Origin of the sequence: Agathobacter sp. LCP21S3_B2 (assembly GCF_052118705.1) — a bacterium.
GTDB lineage: Bacteria > Bacillota > Clostridia > Lachnospirales > Lachnospiraceae > Roseburia.
Map to the genome: position 1 here is coordinate 156,156 of NZ_JBQKGQ010000001.1, position 18,994 is coordinate 175,149.

General features: G+C 38.8%; 14 protein-coding genes. All 14 read left to right on the forward strand.

All coding sequences use genetic code 11. The features are described 5' to 3' along the window. Position 1 precedes the first annotated feature (1 nt). The 14 genes from ACTQ1L_RS00780 to ACTQ1L_RS00845 all read left to right on the forward strand — a co-directional run bounded on the left by ACTQ1L_RS00780 (position 2) and on the right by ACTQ1L_RS00845 (position 18,854). Positions 2–1,861, forward strand: coding sequence for a methyl-accepting chemotaxis protein (locus ACTQ1L_RS00780; RefSeq protein WP_441365088.1), 1,860 nt, complete (start codon positions 2–4; stop codon positions 1,859–1,861). Positions 1,862–2,043: 182 nt separating this feature from the next. Continuing rightward, complete coding sequence (locus ACTQ1L_RS00785) at positions 2,044–3,444, forward strand: ATP-binding protein (RefSeq protein WP_441365089.1); 1,401 nt, start codon at positions 2,044–2,046, stop codon at positions 3,442–3,444. A gap of 14 nt (positions 3,445–3,458) precedes the next feature. Continuing rightward, entirely contained in the window at positions 3,459–4,514 is a 1,056-nt protein-coding gene (locus tag ACTQ1L_RS00790) for a response regulator (protein ID WP_321111727.1), read from the forward strand. Between the two features lie 17 nt (positions 4,515–4,531). After that, positions 4,532–5,335, forward strand: coding sequence for a CheR family methyltransferase (locus ACTQ1L_RS00795; RefSeq protein ID WP_441365090.1), 804 nt, complete (start codon positions 4,532–4,534; stop codon positions 5,333–5,335). A gap of 12 nt (positions 5,336–5,347) precedes the next feature. After that, entirely contained in the window at positions 5,348–6,376 is a 1,029-nt protein-coding gene (locus ACTQ1L_RS00800) for a protein-glutamate methylesterase/protein-glutamine glutaminase (protein ID WP_441365091.1), read from the forward strand. 10 nt (positions 6,377–6,386) lie between these two features. Then, positions 6,387–6,788 (forward strand): response regulator, encoded by a 402-nt coding sequence (locus ACTQ1L_RS00805; RefSeq protein ID WP_441365092.1) that lies wholly within the window; start codon positions 6,387–6,389, stop codon positions 6,786–6,788. A 17-nt stretch (positions 6,789–6,805) separates the two neighbouring features. Continuing rightward, positions 6,806–8,947 (forward strand): chemotaxis protein CheW, encoded by a 2,142-nt coding sequence (locus ACTQ1L_RS00810; RefSeq protein WP_441365093.1) that lies wholly within the window; start codon positions 6,806–6,808, stop codon positions 8,945–8,947. Positions 8,948–8,983: 36 nt separating this feature from the next. Next, on the forward strand, positions 8,984–9,472 hold the full coding sequence (locus ACTQ1L_RS00815; RefSeq protein WP_321111732.1) for a chemotaxis protein CheW: 489 nt from the start codon (positions 8,984–8,986) through the stop codon (positions 9,470–9,472). Positions 9,473–9,474: 2 nt separating this feature from the next. After that, positions 9,475–10,830: a methyl-accepting chemotaxis protein gene (locus ACTQ1L_RS00820; RefSeq protein WP_441365094.1), complete on the forward strand. Its 1,356-nt coding sequence runs from the start codon at positions 9,475–9,477 to the stop codon at positions 10,828–10,830. A gap of 27 nt (positions 10,831–10,857) precedes the next feature. After that, positions 10,858–13,617, forward strand: coding sequence for an ATP-binding response regulator (locus ACTQ1L_RS00825; RefSeq protein ID WP_441365095.1), 2,760 nt, complete (start codon positions 10,858–10,860; stop codon positions 13,615–13,617). After that, on the forward strand, positions 13,610–16,279 hold the full coding sequence (locus ACTQ1L_RS00830) for a DegV family protein (RefSeq protein WP_441365096.1): 2,670 nt from the start codon (positions 13,610–13,612) through the stop codon (positions 16,277–16,279). Before ACTQ1L_RS00825 ends, ACTQ1L_RS00830 begins: the two co-directional genes overlap by 8 nt. Before the next feature lie 184 nt (positions 16,280–16,463). Beyond that, positions 16,464–16,640 carry a 30S ribosomal protein S21 gene (gene rpsU, locus ACTQ1L_RS00835; protein WP_006856185.1) on the forward strand — a complete coding sequence of 59 codons (177 nt, stop codon included), beginning with the start codon at positions 16,464–16,466 and terminating at the stop codon, positions 16,638–16,640. A gap of 136 nt (positions 16,641–16,776) precedes the next feature. Further along, complete coding sequence (locus tag ACTQ1L_RS00840) at positions 16,777–17,856, forward strand: CobW family GTP-binding protein (RefSeq protein ID WP_441365097.1); 1,080 nt, start codon at positions 16,777–16,779, stop codon at positions 17,854–17,856. Positions 17,857–17,909: 53 nt separating this feature from the next. Continuing rightward, positions 17,910–18,854 carry a TIGR03943 family putative permease subunit gene (locus ACTQ1L_RS00845; protein WP_321111737.1) on the forward strand — a complete coding sequence of 315 codons (945 nt, stop codon included), beginning with the start codon at positions 17,910–17,912 and terminating at the stop codon, positions 18,852–18,854. The last annotated feature ends 140 nt before the right edge of the window (positions 18,855–18,994 follow it).

Sequence of the window (18,994 nt, forward strand, 5' to 3'; positions counted from 1 at the left end):
AATGGAACAAAAAAATGTTAACAATAATGCAAGTAAAAAAATTGTGGCAAAGAGTAACAAAAATTCAAAAAAGGTTATAGCGAAAAAAGCTGTAAATAAAAAAACAACCAACAAAAAGGCAGTTGGGCAAAAGGGTAGGAAAAAGCTCAGTACCAAAATGATACTTATACCTGTATTTGTAGTTGGCTTTGTCAGTGTGATATCAAGTATATGGTCCTTGAGAAATCTATCAAAGGTCAACAGTGCGGCCTCGCAGATAGTTGACAGTTCAATGGTTGGAACACAGATATTAAACGATATTGAGCTTGAGACATTAGATTTGCATACACTGGCTTTGTCACATATCGTATCCACAGATTTATCATCTATGATAGATATTGTCTCTGATGTACGTACGCATGAGGATAGTATGAAAAAGCTGTTGGATGAATATGCTCCTTACGTGAATCTTGAAACAAAGAGAAACTATAATATTATATGTGAAAATTATACAAGCCTTGTCAAAGAATGCGGAAACGTAATGGCATTCAGTGCCGCCGGTAAAAGCGAAGAAGCCTACAGTGTTGCAAACGGTTCGATAGCCAAATATACAAACAATATAGAAAAGGCTATTTCACAGATGAGAGATAACGTGACCGAGAAAACTAAGAATGAAAGACAAGGCCTTGAGAGCACATATAGGACTTCTGTTGTCACATGTGTGATTACAATAATTGTCAGTGTTGCAGCACTTTTAGCCGTAGTAATCTCTGTCATTTCAATGGTTATCAAGCCTCTTACTAAGACACAGAAGGAGATTGACGGAATTATTGTAAATATTGACAATAAAAAGGGTGATCTTACGCAGAGAGTGGGATATATGTCTAATGCCGAGGTTGACGCTGTAGCAAAGGGAATAAATGTATTTATGACAAAGCTGCAGACCATCTTTAAGGCTGTGGTTACAAACTCTGCCAGGATGGAAAGGGTTGTTGATGATGTACGACAGAGTGTACAGACCAGCAACAGCAGTGTTTCAGACCTTTCAGCCCTTACAGAGGAACTTTCAGCTACAATGCAGGATATTTCAGAAAATGCCTCTGTTATCAATGAGAACACTGAAAGTGTAGCCAAAGAGGTTGAGACCATCGCACAAAAAACAGATGAACTGAGTGATTATACGAAAGAAATGAAGACTCATGCACAGTCAATGGAATCAGTTGCCCGTACCAATATGGAGTCTACAGACAAGAAGGTAAGGGAGATTCTTGATGTTTTACAGCAGGCTATAGAAGAAAGTAACAGCGTAAAGCAGGTTAATACACTTACAAATGACATTCTAAACATTGCGAGTCAGACAAATCTGCTTGCATTAAATGCTTCGATTGAGGCAGCAAGAGCAGGCGAAGCAGGAAAAGGCTTTGCTGTGGTTGCAACGGAAATCAGTCAGCTTGCGGCTGCCAGCCAGGAGGCTGCCAATAATATCCAGCGTATCAATGGTGTTGTTACAAATGCGGTTAATAACCTTGCTGAAAATGCCAATGGCCTTGTTGAATATATGAATGACTCAATTCTCCCGGAATTTGAACGTTTCGTAGAGTCAGGAGGAGAGTATAAGGATAAGGCTTCATATATAGAGGAAACCATGACAGATTTCAAGGATAAAACAGATTCTCTCAAGAAGTCCATGACTGAAATTTCGGCATCTATCAATACTATTTCACATGCTATCAGTGAGGGCGTTAATGGAGTTGTTTCGGCAGCAGACAGTACACAGCTTATTGTTGAGGATATGGATAATATTTCTCATAAGATGGATGAAAACTATGAGATTGCCGATTCATTAAAGAAAGAAACATCAATATTTGTAAAGCTTGATTAGTATATTATAATATGACTAAAGAATCCGGATTTATTAAAATAAAGCCGGGTTCTTTTATATTTTCCAAAACCTACTAAATTTTCCTTAAATTTACTCAAAAAAGATTTACAATACATGACATAAGTATTAGAATAGAAATATGATGTAGTATAATTGTACTATTTAACATGGTGGTTCATTAAATGGAAAATAAAGATGTATTTGAACTGATAATAGATAATGCCATAGAGATTTTTCTGGCATTTGATAATGATAATTGTATATGCAAGATTAATGAGATGGCCAAAAAAGAGCTGCAGCTTGATGACAATGCAATAGGTACATCTATTGTGTTTATTTTCCAAAACGGAGATATATCAGAGCTCATTTTTGATGGTGTGGCAAGAGAAATGATGATATACCGCAAGAATCAGACATGTTTCAGAGCCTTGGTTAAGGCGATAAAGACAGACAGTGATGTATCACCATATGTTTTGATGATAAGAAATATATCTGACCAGTATGCGCTTGAAAAAGCAGCCGAGACAGCTAAAATGGAGGTGGCTGCCAATGAACAGGTAAAGACAGAGTTTGTTGCTAATGTAACACATGAGCTGCGCACACCGGTCAATGGGATTTTGGGAAATATAAATATTTTGCTTGAGAATGAAACTGACTCCGGTAAAATAGATGCGCTCAATACAATAAAAAGAAGCTGCAACGCGATGAATGAGCTGATAAATGGGATTTTGGATTTTTCTAAGCTCAATGCTGGCAAGTTTACATTGGAAAAGCGCAAGTTTAATTTTAGAAAAATGGTTGATTTTGTGAAATCGACTCATATGCCAAGGATTACTGAAAAGGGACTTGAATTTTTTGTTACAATATCACCTGAGATTCCTGAGGCTGTTATCGGAGATGAGCTTCGCATAACGCAGATACTTAATAACCTGCTTTCAAATGCCTGTAAATTTACTCATGTGGGAAAAGTTTCACTTGAGATTCTGATGACTGCGAAGGAAAAAAACAGAATTGAGCTTTTTTTTATAGTACTGGATACAGGCATTGGCATAGCAAAATCGGATATGGATAAGCTGTTTAAAAGCTTTTCGCAGGTGGATGCTTCTGTGTCAAGAAGATATGGAGGAACAGGACTGGGATTGAACATTGCAAAGCAGCTCGTGGACCTTATGGGAGGACATATTACTGTGGACAGTGAACCGAACAAGGGTACCATGTTTTCATTTTCAATCTGGGTTGAGTCTGTTGATGAAGAAAACGATATAAAGCTCACAGAAAACAAGTATGCTAAAAATATAAGGGAGGTCTTTGAAACTGATGAAGAGCTTTCAAAGACCTATGAGTATGGCAGCAAGGACAATATATCAGAAATGAAAACTCATATGTCGAAGCTCATTCTCTGTCTTGAAATGGATAACTGGGAGAAGGCAGAGATGTTTGCGGATTCAATAAAGCGGCTTACATCACAGGCACCAAAGGATATAAAGGTTCTCGCGCTTAAGCTTAAAATGGCAGTTCAAAAGGCAGACTATGATCAGTCGGTTGAGAAATATAATGAGCTTAAAAAAATATGTGATTTGTAGGTTTAGGAGACGTCATGAGTGATCAAAAGAAAATTCTAATTGTTGATGATGTTGAGGCAAACAGATTTGTCCTTAGAAATATTATTTCTGATATGGGATATTTACCTGTACTTGCAGAAAATGGAATACAGACACTTAAGATTATGGAGCATATAAAGCCGAATCTTATTTTGCTGGATGTGGCAATGCCGCAGATGGACGGCTTTGAGCTGTGTGGTATTTTGAAAAATGACCCGCTGACGCGTGAAATACCGGTTATATTTATTTCAGCCTTTGATTCGCCGGATGATATAACAAAAGGCTTTTCTGTGGGAGGAGAGGATTATATCACAAAACCCTTCATTCATGAGGTGGTGCAGGCACGCATTGCTGTGCATTTGAAAATAGCTGATATGAACAATGATTTGCAAAACGCAAACAGAAAGCTTGCTTTATCTGTACAACAGCAGCTTAAGCAGATGGAACAGGAAAAGAAAAATGTTTTATATGCACTTGGACGCGTGGCAAGGGAAAACTCCTCATATGATGTAAAGCATATGGAGAGACTTCAGTATAACAGCAGGATACTGTCGCAGGCGATGCAGCTGTCACCGGGGTTTGAGAGTGTTATATCTGATTTGTTTGTTGAGACAATAGAGCTTGCCGCACCACTTTGCGATATCGGAAATGTGGCAATTCCATCGGCAATCCTGCAAAAGAAGGGAAGTCTTACATTGCTTGAGCAGAAGGTAATGGAGACACATACAACAATAGGAGCCAAGATACTGCGGGATGTGCAGGAACAGGGAGATTATAATGATTTTGTAGATATGTCAATTGAAATTGCAAATTATCATCATGAGAACTGGGATGGTTCGGGATATCCGGAAGGACTTAAGAAGGATGGCATTCCGCTGTCAGCCCAGATAGTTTCGCTGGTGGGAGCATATTGCTCACTTACAGAGGAACGTCTTTACAGAAGAGCATTTAACGATAATCAGGCATTCGAGATACTTGGGGCTGAAAAAGATATAAAGTTTAACCCAGAGTTATTTGATATATGCAGGAAAATATCAACACAGTTTATTTGAAAAAATGAGATTTGATCATGACAGAAAGAGAATTTTTGAGAATAAGGGATTTTTTGAAAAGTAAATATGGTATTGATATGAGCCATAAGAAAACAATAATGGAGGGAAGACTCGAAAACTATGTCAAAGGTGTGGGCTATAACAGCTATGACAGTTATATGGATGCCCTTGAATCAGACATAACAAGAGAGCTTGAAAAAAGGCTTGTTGACATACTGACGACAAATCATACCTATTTTATGAGAGAGCCTGAGCATTTTGATTTTTTTAAAGGTGTTGTTCTTCCATGGATTAAGAAAAAAGAAGCAGCAGATAAGGAGCTTCGAATATGGTGTGCAGCCTCGTCTACAGGAGAGGAAGCATACACAATAGCAATGATCATATTGGATTATTTTGGGTTAGAGAAGGAAGCGTGGGATACACAGATACTTGCAACTGATGTATCTACAGCAGTGCTTGAACAGGCAATAAAAGGAATATATACACAGGAGCAGATTAATCCGCTTCCACAGGCTTGGAAAAGAAGATTTTTCAGGAAGATACCTGATGAGGACTGCTTTATAATAACAGATGAATTAAAGAGAGAAGTGCTTTACAGGAAGTTTAATTTGATGTCTGCTTTTCCGATTAAGAAAAAAATGCATGCAATTTTTCTAAGAAATGTGCTTATCTACTTTGATGATAATACAAAATTAAGTATACTAAAGAAGATATATGACTGTCTTGAGCCGGGAGGATATCTGTTTCTCGGAAAGACAGAGACAATAAACAGACAGGTGGTACCGTTTAAGCTTGTATCACCGGCAGTTTTTAGAAAATAAGAGGAATTCATAATGAAAAAAATAAAGGTTCTGGTGGTTGAGGATTCTATTGTGTTTAGAAACCTTCTTGTTCAAAGTCTTGAAAAGGACAATGCACTTGAGGTTGTAGCCACTGCATCAGATCCATTTGAAGCAAGAGATAAAATAATTAAATACAGACCTGATGTGATGACACTGGATATAGAGCTTCCGAGAATGGATGGACTTGAATTTTTAAGAAAACTAATGCCACAATATCCAATGCCGGTTGTCGTAATAAGTGCGCTTAGTGAAAAGGTGTTTGATGCAATGAAGGCCGGCGCTGTTGATTTTGTTGCAAAGCCCGCTGTTGCTGACAGAAAACAGCTTGACAGCTTTTTGTGTAATGAACTTCCCGTTAAAATAAAAGTGGCATCAACTGCAAGAGTGAGCAGATATAAAAAGCCGGTTATGTTTGATAATAATTACAGCACATCCTCTAAATCAGAAACAAATCTGATAGCAATCGGAGCTTCAACAGGCGGGACGGAGGCGATAGCAGAGGTGCTGAAAAATTTTTCGACTGATATACCGGGAACGGTTGTGGTTCAGCATATGCCACCCAAATTTACTGAAATGTATGCCAACCGGCTGGATTCGCAGTGCAGGGTCAAGGTCAGGGAAGCCAAAAATGGAGATATAGTCGCAAAAGGGGAAGTGCTTATCGCTCCCGGAGGTGATGAACAAATGTCCGTAGTAAAAATAGCCGACAATTATCAGGTAGTTTTGAAAAAGGGTGAAAGGGTCAACGGACATTGTCCGTCGGTTGACGTTCTTTTTAACTCTGTAGCAGAGGCTGCGGGTTCACATGCGATAGGTATTATTCTTACCGGTATGGGAAGAGATGGAGCAAAAGGGCTTCTTAAAATGAAAAATGCAGGAGCGCGTACAATAGGACAGGATGAATCAACCTGTGTTGTCTATGGAATGCCAAAGGCTGCATATGATATTGGCGCTGTCATGTACCAGGAAAAGCTTCAGAGTATTGCTCCAAAAACATATAAACTAATTAATCAAGGATAAGGAGAAGAAAATGAAAATTTTACTTGCAGAGGATGATTTTGCCACAAGAAAATATATGGCAAATTTCCTGTCAAAATATGGAAGCTGTGATGTGACCGTAGATGGAATGGAGGCTGTAGATGCGTTTATGCTCGCCCTTGAGGAGGAAGAACCGTATGATCTTGTCTGTCTTGATATTATGATGCCGGTTATGGATGGCTATCAGGCGCTTATGGGTATACGAAATCTCGAGAAAGAGAAAAATATACCTGAGGACAAGAGAGTAAAGGTGATAATGGCAACAGCCTTAAACGAGGAAAAAAATGTTAAAATGGCATTTGATCTGGGATGTACCATATATTCGGGCAAGCCGATTGACCAGGCAAAGTTTGAGCAGGCATTAAAGAAAATAGGACTTATTGATGAAAAATAAAGAAAGGCGAATGTGCAATGGGTGTTGAGTTTAATACCCAGGATATGCTCGATACATATCTGTTTGAGAACACACAGCTTCTTGAAAATTTACAGGAAATAGTTCTTGAACAAAAGGACGAGGAATGCTTTGATGAGGACAGTATGAATGAGATATTCCGTACAATGCATACGATAAAGGGCTCTTCAGCCATAATGATGTATGACGATATTACGGCAATAGCTCATAAGCTTGAGGATGTATTCTTTTATTTAAGAGAATCGCATCCGCAAAATGTCCCTCATGTGGAGCTTGTAGAGCATGTCCTGGAAGTGGCAGATTTTATAACAGAGGAAATGGATAAAATCCAAAACGGTGAGGATGCAGATGGAGATTCCAAACCTATAACAGCAAAGCTTGATGAATTTCTTACAAGGCTGAAAAAACAAAATAACGAAGCATCACCGACGGTTGAAAAAAAGGATACCTCAGCAAAGCAGTTTTATATTCCACCGGCAGTTTCGGGAAGCACTTATCATTATTTCAGAATAGTGATAGAGTATTTTGAAAATCTGGAGCTTGCAAATGTACATGCGTATAAGGCAGTATATTCTCTTAAGGCAATTGCAGCAGAGATGCTTTATGAGCCTGAAAATATTGTATCTGATGAGAATACCGCTGAAGCAATATTAAAAGACGGCTTTAAGATTCTTCTTAAAACATCAAAAGACAGGAAGGATATAGAAGCTCTTGTAAAAGCAGGCTATGATATCAAAAGGGTTGATATCAGTGAATGCACGAAGGAAGAATATGATAATGGCTTTGGTGAAACAGCAGCCGATTCACTTAAAATAGATTTAGATTCATCCGTTGAAGAAATAGAGGCAAGGGCGACAGAAGGTGATGAACAGGCCGGAAAGAAAAAGCAGCCTGCGCCGGGAGATTATGTCGTAGCTTCAAAAGAACCCGGAAAAGGCAGAAAGCTTGCAAAGGATAAAAAGCCAAAGAGCGAAAAAACTTCATTTATCAGTGTGGATATACACAAGATGGATATGCTTATGGATCTGATAGGAGAGCTTGTTATTTCGGAATCCGTAGTGCTGCAGAACCCGGATCTTAAAGTGCCGGGGCTTATGCTTGACAACTTTAACAAAGCGGCTGCACAGATGTCTAAGATTTCGACAGATTTACAGAATGTAATCATGTCAATGCGAATGGTTCCGCTCACCAATACCTTCCAGAAAATGAACAGAATTGTATTCGATGTTTCAAGAAAGCTTGGAAAGGATATTAATTTTGAGATGGTGGGAGATACAACTGAGGTTGACAAAAATATAATTGAGCATATTTCTGATCCACTCATGCATCTGGTAAGAAATTCCGTAGATCATGGTATTGAGTCAAAGGAGGAAAGAATTGCAGCAGGTAAAGATCCAAAGGGAACCGTTACCCTGTCAGCCAAAACTGAATCAGGAAAGGTATGGATCAGTGTGAGTGATGACGGTACAGGACTTGACCGTCAAAAAATTATTGCAAAGGCAAGAAAACAGGGGCTTTTAGATCCGTCAAAGCCGGATGATGCGTATTCGGACAAAGAGGTTTATCATTTTATCACACTGCCGGGTTTTTCCACCAATGAAAAGGTTACAGAATACTCAGGACGTGGTGTCGGAATGGATGTGGTTATATCAGATATCCAGAAAATAGGCGGAACGCTCGAGATAGAAAGTACTCCCGGATGTGGCAGTACAATGAATTTAAAGATACCTCTTACACTTGCGATTATAGATGGAATTGTGATGAAGGTAGGTACCTCCAGCTTTGTTATAGAGGCGGGTGTAGTAAAAGAATTTGTAAGCGTTAAGCAGGATATGATGATTCGCGACCCGGATGGCACAGAGAGTGTGATGATAAGGGGCGAGGTTTATCCGGTTAGAAGAATCGGAGACTGGTATCATATAAGCGGCTGCAAAGAAAACGTAGAGGATGGAATGATGGTGATTCTTGAGGTGGAAGGAAAACATATATGTCTGTTTGTTGATACACTGATTGGAAAACAGGAGATAGTTGTAAAACCGATTCCGTCGTACATCAAAAAGGTCAAAGGTTTATCGGGGTGTACGCAGCTTGGAGACGGAAGCATAGCATTGATTCTTGATTCGGGAGGTATTGTGGAATAGATTTTTTGATAAAAACGAAAAAGAAAGGAAAAGCTTATGGCAGATAATGATGCACAAAAGGATAAGTATGTTACATTTAAATCCGGCAGTGAATATTTCGGAATTAAAATCGAATATGTAAACGAGATAATTGTTTATCAGGAAATTACCGAAATACCGGAGACGGAGGATTACATTAAGGGTCTTATCAATCTCAGAGGTAAAATTATACCTGTGGTTGATGCGAGAATCAGGTTCAGGCAGGAGCCGTTTGAGTATAATGACAGAACCTGTATTATTGTGTTGAATGTAAAAAATCTTGTAGTCGGTCTTATTGTGGAAAAGATTGCAGAGGTTGTGGAGATTACAGAGGGCAACATTGTTCCTAATCCAAAGATTGGAAAGGCAGATAAATCACAAAACAAATATGTATACGGTATAGGAAGGGTTGGCGATAAAGTAAAGCTATTGCTGGATCCTGAAAAATTATTAAACGACGAAGATACAGCACTTTTAGAACAGATAACAGATGAGAAGGAGGAGTAAAGATGAAAGGAACATCTTTTAGAAACAAATTAATAATTACATTTTTGGGAGCAGATTTAATTATATTGTTAACAATAATTCAGACTTATTTATTTTCAAATAATCAGCTTAAAGCAGATGATCCGGTAAAATATACACATAGTTATCAGTTTTTTCTGGGAATTGTATTTTTTGGCTCTATTATATTTATGGGGTTTACCACAATATACTTTTTAAGAGGTTTCAGAAATGGCTTTAATAAAATAAGTGAGGTAACGCATGAGCTTATAGCAGGAAATCTCGATGTGGATATGGGTGAGATAAAAAATGATGAGTTTGGCAGACTTAAAAAAGATTATCAAAAGCTTATAGACGCACAGAAGGAAGAACTAAAACTTGCTGAGGCTGTTGCAAACGGAGATTTGACAGTTACCATTGTCCCAAGAAGTGATAAGGACATGCTTGGATATGCACTTCAAAAGATGGTAGAGAAGAATCTGCATGCACTTTCAAACATCAACGAGTCAGCATATCAGGTTATGACAAGCTCTTCACAGGTGGCTAGCGCAAGCGAGGCACTGGCGCAGGGCTCAACAGAGCAGGCGAGTGCAATTGAGCAGATTACATCTTCAATTACGGATATTGCAGAGAAGACAAAGGTTAATGCGACACATGCGACAGAGGCATCAGACCTCATGCACAGTGCAATTGATTATGTAAGCAGGGGAAATGAGCAGATGGAAGGCATGATGAATGCCATGGATGATATTAATAAATCATCAGAGAGCATATCAAGGATAATTAAAGTGATTGATGACATTGCATTCCAGACAAATATTTTAGCACTTAATGCAGCAGTTGAGGCAGCAAGGGCAGGCGATGCCGGAAAGGGCTTTGCTGTTGTTGCTGAGGAGGTTAGAAATCTTGCGGCAAAGAGCGCTCAGGCTGCGGCAGAAACAGCGGAGCTTATCGAAAGCTCAATTATAAAGGTTGAAGCGGGCTCTAAGATTGCAGACGATACCGCAAAGGCACTGGAATTAATTACAGATGGTGTGACACAGAGTGAGAAGATTGTCAACAATATTGCCGAGGCATCAAATTATCAGGCAACTGCTGTAGCACAGATTAATCAGGCAATCAATCAGGTATCACAGGTAGTACAGAATAACTCAGCTACAAGTGAGGAGTGTGCAGCCGCAAGCGAAGAGCTTTCAGACCAGGCCATTCATATGAGAGACATGATTTCTATTTATAATCTTGGAGAGTCTTCTGGTCAGGGGCAGATTGCCGTGTCAGAAAACAGAACGGAAAAAATACATATGCAGAGTAATCCAAATGAGCAGATAATTTCACTTGGAGAGGGAAGCGGTAAGTATTAGTTTATGTTATAAGTGCAGAGGGGTTATATGTACAGTCAGAACAGACGAAGGGACAACACGGAAAAAATTATACTCATAATGCTGGTCATAAATTATTCTTTTATGATTTTTAGTGCATTAAAACTCAAATGGAGTACATGGTTACCGACATTTATGGTAACAGTGGCAGCAGTCTCTGTGATTTCATATGTTGGGAGTTATTTTGATTATGAGGGCAGGGCTAAGCTTAATTCCATTCTTATAGTAGTCTGTTTTGTGCTTTATTCGATGCATACAGGCGATATTGGTTCAATAATAGTGCCTTTAATTGCGCAGACAGTGCTTATTGGCTTTTATGATATAGACGGTATCCTTTTATATAATACGATTGCGTTATCTGTGATTGTTTTTTATCATGCAGTCATACTCAAATCCTTTACCTTATCCTCAATAGATGATATATATAATAATCTTGTACCTATAGGCAACGCATATCTGGTGATTTTTTATATACATTTGCTGGGAATCAGGAGACGCAGACGCGACAAAAGACTGGGCCAGGTTGAAAAAGAACTTAAAGAGGCTGAACAAAGCAAGGATGATTTTATGGCAAATGTCAGCCATGAAATACGTACGCCCATTAATTCTATAAACGGCATGAGCGAGATTATGCTGCAGAACAATCCTGACGAAAAAACCAGGCTTAAAGTGGAAAATATACAGATGTCCTGCAAAAGACTAAATTCTCTTGTGGATGATCTCATCGATTTTTCGGATTTAAGAACAGGAAAATACGAAATAAATGTATCGAAATACAGTGTTGATTCACTAATCAATGATATAGTGGAATTTGCATATGTGCTCAGAAAAAATAAAGATATTGAGATAATTGCAGATTGTGACAGCACAATACCATGTGAGCTGTTTGGCGATGAGGCAAAGATAAAAAGAGTTGTTTACAATATTATAAGTAATGCGGCAAAATTCACGAGTATAGGCTGTATAGCTGTAAAAATCGGTTACAGAAGAGAATTTTACGGAATCAATCTGGTGATTACTGTCAAGGATACCGGAATAGGCATGGATAAGCGTAATATTGAGAAAATATTTTCAAGCTTTAATCAGGCTGATACAAAGAGAAACAGACAGGAAGGTGGAGTGGGTCTTGGTCTTCCAATTGCAAGAGCAATCATTGAGCAGATGAACGGAACTATAACGGTAAGCAGTGAACCGGCGGTGGGAAGTGAATTCAAGGTTGTAATACCTCAGAGGGTGGCAAACCAGGAGCCTGTTATTTCTGCTGAGTTCGATACAAATGAAAACGTACTTGCATATTTGGATATGGAGCAGTTCCATCTTATGCAGATGAGAGATGAGTATAAAGCGGCAATAGATAATATGTCAAAAAATCTTAAGATACCTATGCATATGTGTCACAATCTGGCTGAATTTAAGCGCAGGGTCGAATTGAGCAGATATACTCATTATTTTATAAGCTATGTAGAGTATAGCGAGGATAAAGATTATTTCAATCAGCTTGCCGAAAAAGAAAACAATTTGATAGTTGTCATAGACACAGAGCAGGAGGAAAAAATAGAATCAGACAGAATAATAAAGCTTATGAAGCCTATATATGTTTTTTCTGCAGCTATGGCTCTTCTTGGAAAAATGGATGAAAACAGAAATAGTATCTCGACAGACAATTATGACAAATTTACGGCACCACAGGCCAGAGTGCTTGTGGTGGATGATGACAAGCTGAATCTGAATGTTGCAGTAGGGCTGCTTAAGACATTTAAGATTGAGGCCGATACCGCATTAAGCGGTGAAGAGGCACTGAAAATGGTTGACTCAGGAAAATATGATATCATATTTCTTGACCATATGATGCCTGATATGGATGGGATAGAGACCTTCAGACGTCTTAGAAAAAAGAACGGATTTTATTTTATGGAGGTTCCTGTTATTGCACTTACAGCCAATACCGTACTAGGTGCAAGAGAAATGTTTTTGAAAGAGGGCTTTGAGAATTTTTTGCCGAAGCCAGTTGAAATGTCCGAGCTTAAGAAAATACTGAAAATGTATTTACCGGAAGATAAAATAATCGTGGGAGATTCTTTTGCCGGAAAAGAAACTGACAGCGTTAAAACCGTACAGGCGAAAGAACAGCCGCCACAAATCAAAACGGCTGATTTTATAGATTATAAGCAGGGAATTTTGTATTGTGGCTCAAGAGAAAATCTTATGAAAATCTTGAAGGTGCATATAGAAAATGGCAAAAGTACGTTAGACAAAATAAAACAGGCATATGAAGAGGCGGATTGGAAAAACTATGTCATTTATGTGCATGGTCTTAAAAGTTCAATGAAAAGTGTCGGAATCAATAAGCTTTCGGATATGGCAAAAAATCTTGAGCTTGCAGGAAAAGAGGATGATACAGCTTACATAAAAGACAACAATGATGATTTTGTCAATGAGTATATACGTGTTTTAGATGGCCTTAAAGAGATGTTCAAAGACGAAGAATGCGAGAAAAAACAAAGATCTTTGATACAGCTTACAAGCATACAGTCCGATGAGCTTAGCGCGATTTACAGTGCTTTTGAGGAGGCTGTTTATTCTTTTGATGAAAGTAATATGCTGCATATAATAAATGATTTAAACGGCTGCTCCTATGGTCAGGTGGTACTGGCTGACAGAACAGGTCAGATTGAGCAGAAAATAAGAAACTCTGATTACATGTCTGCACTTGATATGTTAAAGAAAATTATTGATGAATTGCTATTGGAAGGTGATGATAATGCCTAAAAATCTCACGGAATACAACATAAGAGAAAAATTTTTAAAAAAGCTGATTGATATCGGAGTAATAATGTGTTTTTTGGGTATGATAGAGCAGATTGTTGTACAGCCATGTATTAAATCAATCATGCTGATGGTGCTATTATTGGTTTCACTGATAATAGGCCATATTTTATCTTCAACTCTTAACAGAACAGATTTGGCTGAGATTGTCATTGGTGTGGCTGCGATATATGTTGTATTTCCGTTGATGTATTTTACCAATGGTGGAATTACGGGTGGTGCACCCGTGTGGTTTGTGCTGGGAATGTTTTATATTATCTGTATTTTTGATGGGATAGAAATGTATTTGTTTCTTATTCTGGCTATATTGGATGATATTGTTGTTTATCTGATAGGTTACAAATATCCAAAGCTTATAATCCCCATTAAATCAGATGCTCTTGCTGTTTTAGATTCATTATTTGCAATTGTGTTTATTGGAATATTTCTTGGAATGATTATGAAATTTCAATTGAAATCCTACAGCAAGGCAAGAGAAGTAGCTATATATCAGAAGAATGAAACTGAAAAAATCAGTGCTTCAAGAAGTACGTTTTTTGCAAATATGAGCCATGAAATACGTACGCCTATAAATACTATAATTGGTCTTGATGAAATGATATTGAGGGATGACACGATTTCTGATGAGGTGGCAGAAAATGCTGCTGTAATACAAAATGCAGGAATAATGTTGCTTTCCCTGGTAAATGATATCCTGGATTTTTCACAGATTGAAAATAAAAAAATGCGTATATATGAGGTTAGTTATAATACACAGGAAATGTTTAGCGAGCTTATATCTGTTATAAGGAACAGGATTGAATCAAAGGGACTGGCATTTTATGTAAATATAGAGCGTACGCTGCCGTCTGTTATGCGTGGCGATCCTAAGAGAATAAAGCAGGTGCTTTTGAATATCCTCGTAAATGCTGCCAAATATACGAAGGAGGGAAGTGTTACGCTTACAGCCAACGCTGAGAGTATATCTGATAAGAGGTGTAAAATAACGGTTTCTGTTGCAGATACCGGAATTGGCATAAAAAAGGAGGTAATAGATCGCATTTTTGACAGTTTTTCGCGTGCTGACGGCTCTGAGATTAACAGAATTGAGGGAACCGGGCTTGGTCTGTCAATCTGTAAACAGCTTATGGATTTGATGGGTGGAGAGATAACGGTGGACAGCATATACACAAAGGGGTCAGTTTTTTCCATTGTTTTAGAGCAGGATATTATTGATGGCAGTCCGATTGGAAATATAGATTTTCTTGCCAAAAAAGAGGGAGAGCATACCAAATTCAAGCATCTTTTTGAGGCTCCGGATGTCAGAGTTTTAGTGGTAGACGATAATGATGCATCACGTATGGTTACGGTGAAGCTGTTAAGAGGGACAAAGGTGCAGATTGATGAAGCAAATTCAGCTTTGGAGGCATTGAATCTGACCAGCCAGAAGTATTATAACATTATATTGCTTGATTATATGATGCCGGAAATAAACGGTGTAGAGGCCTTGCAGAAGATTAAACAGCAGGAAAACGGCCTGTGCAGAGGCTCACAGGTATTACTAATGACTGCAGAGGGTGAGAGAAATGTTATCAATGATATAATGCAGGAGGGCTTTGACGGTTATATAGAAAAGCCGCTTGAGGGAAACAGGCTTGAAGCATCCATAATGTCTCATATTCCTAATGAATTTTTGGAATACTGTATTGATACACACTATGTGTCTGAAAAGAGTCTTGCAGGGGATATGCAGGAGAAGGCAGATGTATTGAAGAAAAGGCTGATAATAACAACGGACTGTGTATGTGATATTCCAATCGAAGAGGCAAAGAGTATGTCTGTAAAGCAGGTATATCAGTATATAAATACACCCGGCGGACGTTTTAAGGATACGGTTGAAATAGGAATTGACAATATCTCTGATATGATTTTGAATGACAGAAAAAAGATATCAGTCTCAGCGGTCAGCGTAGAGGATTATGAAGACTTCTTCGCAACAAGGCTTACAGAGGCAAAGGAGCTTATTCATATATCAGTGGCGATGAATTTTGGCAAAAGCTACTATAATGCGTCGAATGCTGCTAAATGCTTTGGCAGTGTAAATGTTGTTAATTCGGGACAGGTGTCTTGTGGAATGAGAATTGTATTAAAGTATGCAGCACAGAAATTAAGTGAAGGTGCCACCGCTAAGGAAGTTATTACAACGATCAACAGCATTCAGGGAAGAATTAAGGCAGAATTTCTGCTTGACAGTATAGAACCGTTTTATGAAAATGGTTTTGTGGGTAAAAGAAAAAAGATAATATTTGAAGCCTTAAATCTTCATCCGATACTTGTAGTCAAAAGAAGCTCTCTTCACATTAGAAGCTTTATGGTTGGAGACTTTGAAAAGGCAAGAGTGCGTTTTGTAAAAAGGACGGTTAAGAAGCTTAAGGGCAGGCCGATATCGGATATAAACATATCACATTCAGGTATTCCTGTAAAAGAGCAGGAGCTGATAGCGGCTATAATAGAAAAAAATGTAAATTGCGATGATTTTGTTATAGAAAAATCATCAGTAACCAATGCGTGTATTTCGGGTCCCGGAACGATAGGTATTGCTACATATATAGATAAACAAAAATAAAGTATTAAGCTCATCTTTGTAAAAATATTACAAATTTTATTTATCCGGAAAAAATCTGAAAAAATATCCGGATTTATCTTGACAAATCCGGATATTTTGATAAAATATATGTTAGTGCAATTAAGTATAGATACCTAACAGTTGATGCACAATACACAACTGGAGGGAGGTTAGGTTTTAGGTTATGTCTAGTGTAATAGTTAAAGAAAACGAGACTTTAGATAGCGCATTACGCAGATTCAAGAGAAACTGTGCAAAAGCAGGCATCCAGCAGGAGATCCGTAAGCGCGAGCATTACGAGAAACCAAGCGTAAAGCGTAAGAAGAAATCTGAAGCAGCTAGAAAAAGAAAATACAATTAATGTATTAGAGAGAACTACCGCGTGCGGTAGTTCTTTTGTTATGCGTTAACATAATTTAATAATAAAAATTTAATTTGCATATTTGTATTATTGCTAGTAAAATAGGACTTAGTGAAAAGAAAAGGAGTGAATTACAATGACAAAAATTGACATTATTTCAGGTTTCCTTGGAGCTGGAAAGACTACATTTATCAAGAAAATGATAGATGAGGCTTTTAAGGGTGAGCAGATAGTTCTCATAGAGAATGAGTTCGGTGAGGTTGGTATAGACGGTGGCTTTTTAAAGGATGCCGGCATCCAGATTACTGAGATGAACTCAGGCTGCATCTGCTGTTCACTGGTAGGTGATTTTGGTAAGAACTTAAATGAGGTTATTACTAAGTATCATCCGGACCGTATCTTAATCGAGCCTTCCGGCGTAGGCAAATTATCAGATGTCATGAAATCAGTTATAGATATCGAAAAAGAGCAGCCGGTCAAGCTCAATGCACTTGTTACAGTTGTAAATGCGCTTAAGGCAAGCAAGCAGATGAAGGCCTTTGGTGAGTTCTTCAACAATCAGATAGAGTATGCCACAACAGTTATCTTAAGCCGCAGCCAGAATGCTACACCTGAGCAGCTTGAGTTTTGCGTAAAGCAGATTCAGGCTTTAAATCCAAAGGCTTCGGTTATCACTACTGACTGGGATGCTATTAAAGGAGAGCAGATACTAAGGACTATGGAGGGTCAGGACAATCTTGAGATGAAGGTGCTTGCAGAGGCACGTCATGCACAGGATGAGGCAGAGCATCATCACCATCATCATGACCACGATGAGCATGAGCATCACCATGACCATGATGAGCATGAGCACCATCACGATGAACACGAGCATCACCACGAGCACGGCGAGGGCTGCACCTGTGGCTGTCATGACCATGATCATGAGCACGGACATCATCATGCTGATGATGTATTTACAAGCTGGGGCAAGGAGACTCCTCACAAGTTTGAGCGCGCTAAGCTCGAGGAAATCCTTAAGCAGTTTGTAGAGGATGACAAGATTCTACGTTCAAAGGGCATGGTAGAGGGCACAGACGGCAAGTGGATTTACTTTGATATGGTTCCGGGTGAGTATGAGATTCGTGACGGCGAGCCTGACTATACAGGACGTATTGTTGTTATCGGAACAGATATCCACGAGCATGAGTTGGAAGAGCTCTTTGGACTTGCTTAAGTATATTTTAAATAGTTACACATTAACACAATAATCAGAAAGGAACTAACAAAATGGCTGAAGAGATTCCAGTATATTTATTTACCGGATTCATGGACAGTGGCAAGACTTCACTGATCAAGGATACCATTTTTGAGAATGATTTCGCTAATGGCTCAAAGGGGCTTATCATTATGTGCGAGGATGGCGATGTGGAGTATGATATGGACAAGCTTAAGGCTGCCAATTTCCAGGTTGCAGAGATTGACTCTGAGGATGAGTTTACAGCAGCTAAGCTGAATGAGCTCAACATGCAGTATCTGCCTGAGCAGGTATTTATCGAGTACAACGGCACATGGGGCATTGATAAGATTATAGAGGCCGAGCTGCCAAAGGGCTGGGTTATCGTGCAGTCGCTCGCCACAGTTGATTCCACCACATTTGATCTTTATATGAACAATATGCGCGCGATGATGCAGGAACAGGTATTTGCGAGTGATGTTGTCATATTTAACAGGACAGATGATGATACAGACAGAGGCCACTTAAGGCGTACCATCAAGAATATCAACCGAAAGGCTCAGATTGTCTATGAGCGCAAGGACGGTACTATTGATGAGCGTCCGGAGGAGCTGCCGTTTGACATAAATCAGGATGTGATTGAGCTTTCTGATGCAGATTATGCCATCTGGTATATGGATGCCATGGAGAATTATAAAAAGTACGACGGCAAGGTTGTTAAATTTCTTGCTCTTGTATACAATCCTGATAAGCTTAGAAAGGGCGTTATGGTACCGGGCAGATTTGCGATGACCTGCTGTATAGAGGATGTGACCTTTATAGGCTTTAAGTGCAAGTATGAGGATGAGAGCAGCATCCCTCACAAATCGTGGATTACCATCACCGCAAGGGTGCATGTGGAGTTTGCAAGAGAGTACAAGGGAAAGGGACCGGTGCTTTATCCGGTTTCCATCGAGCCAGCCGAGAAGCCGCAGGATGAGCTTGTATACTTCTCATAAAAGTTGATAAATACAGGAATCGGTTCATTTTTTGCATGAATTGGTTCCTGTTTTTGATATAAAGTACTGGTCGAATGTCAAAAGATAACACAATTTCATAAGCATATAACATATTTTTATGGAATATCTAAAGAAATATA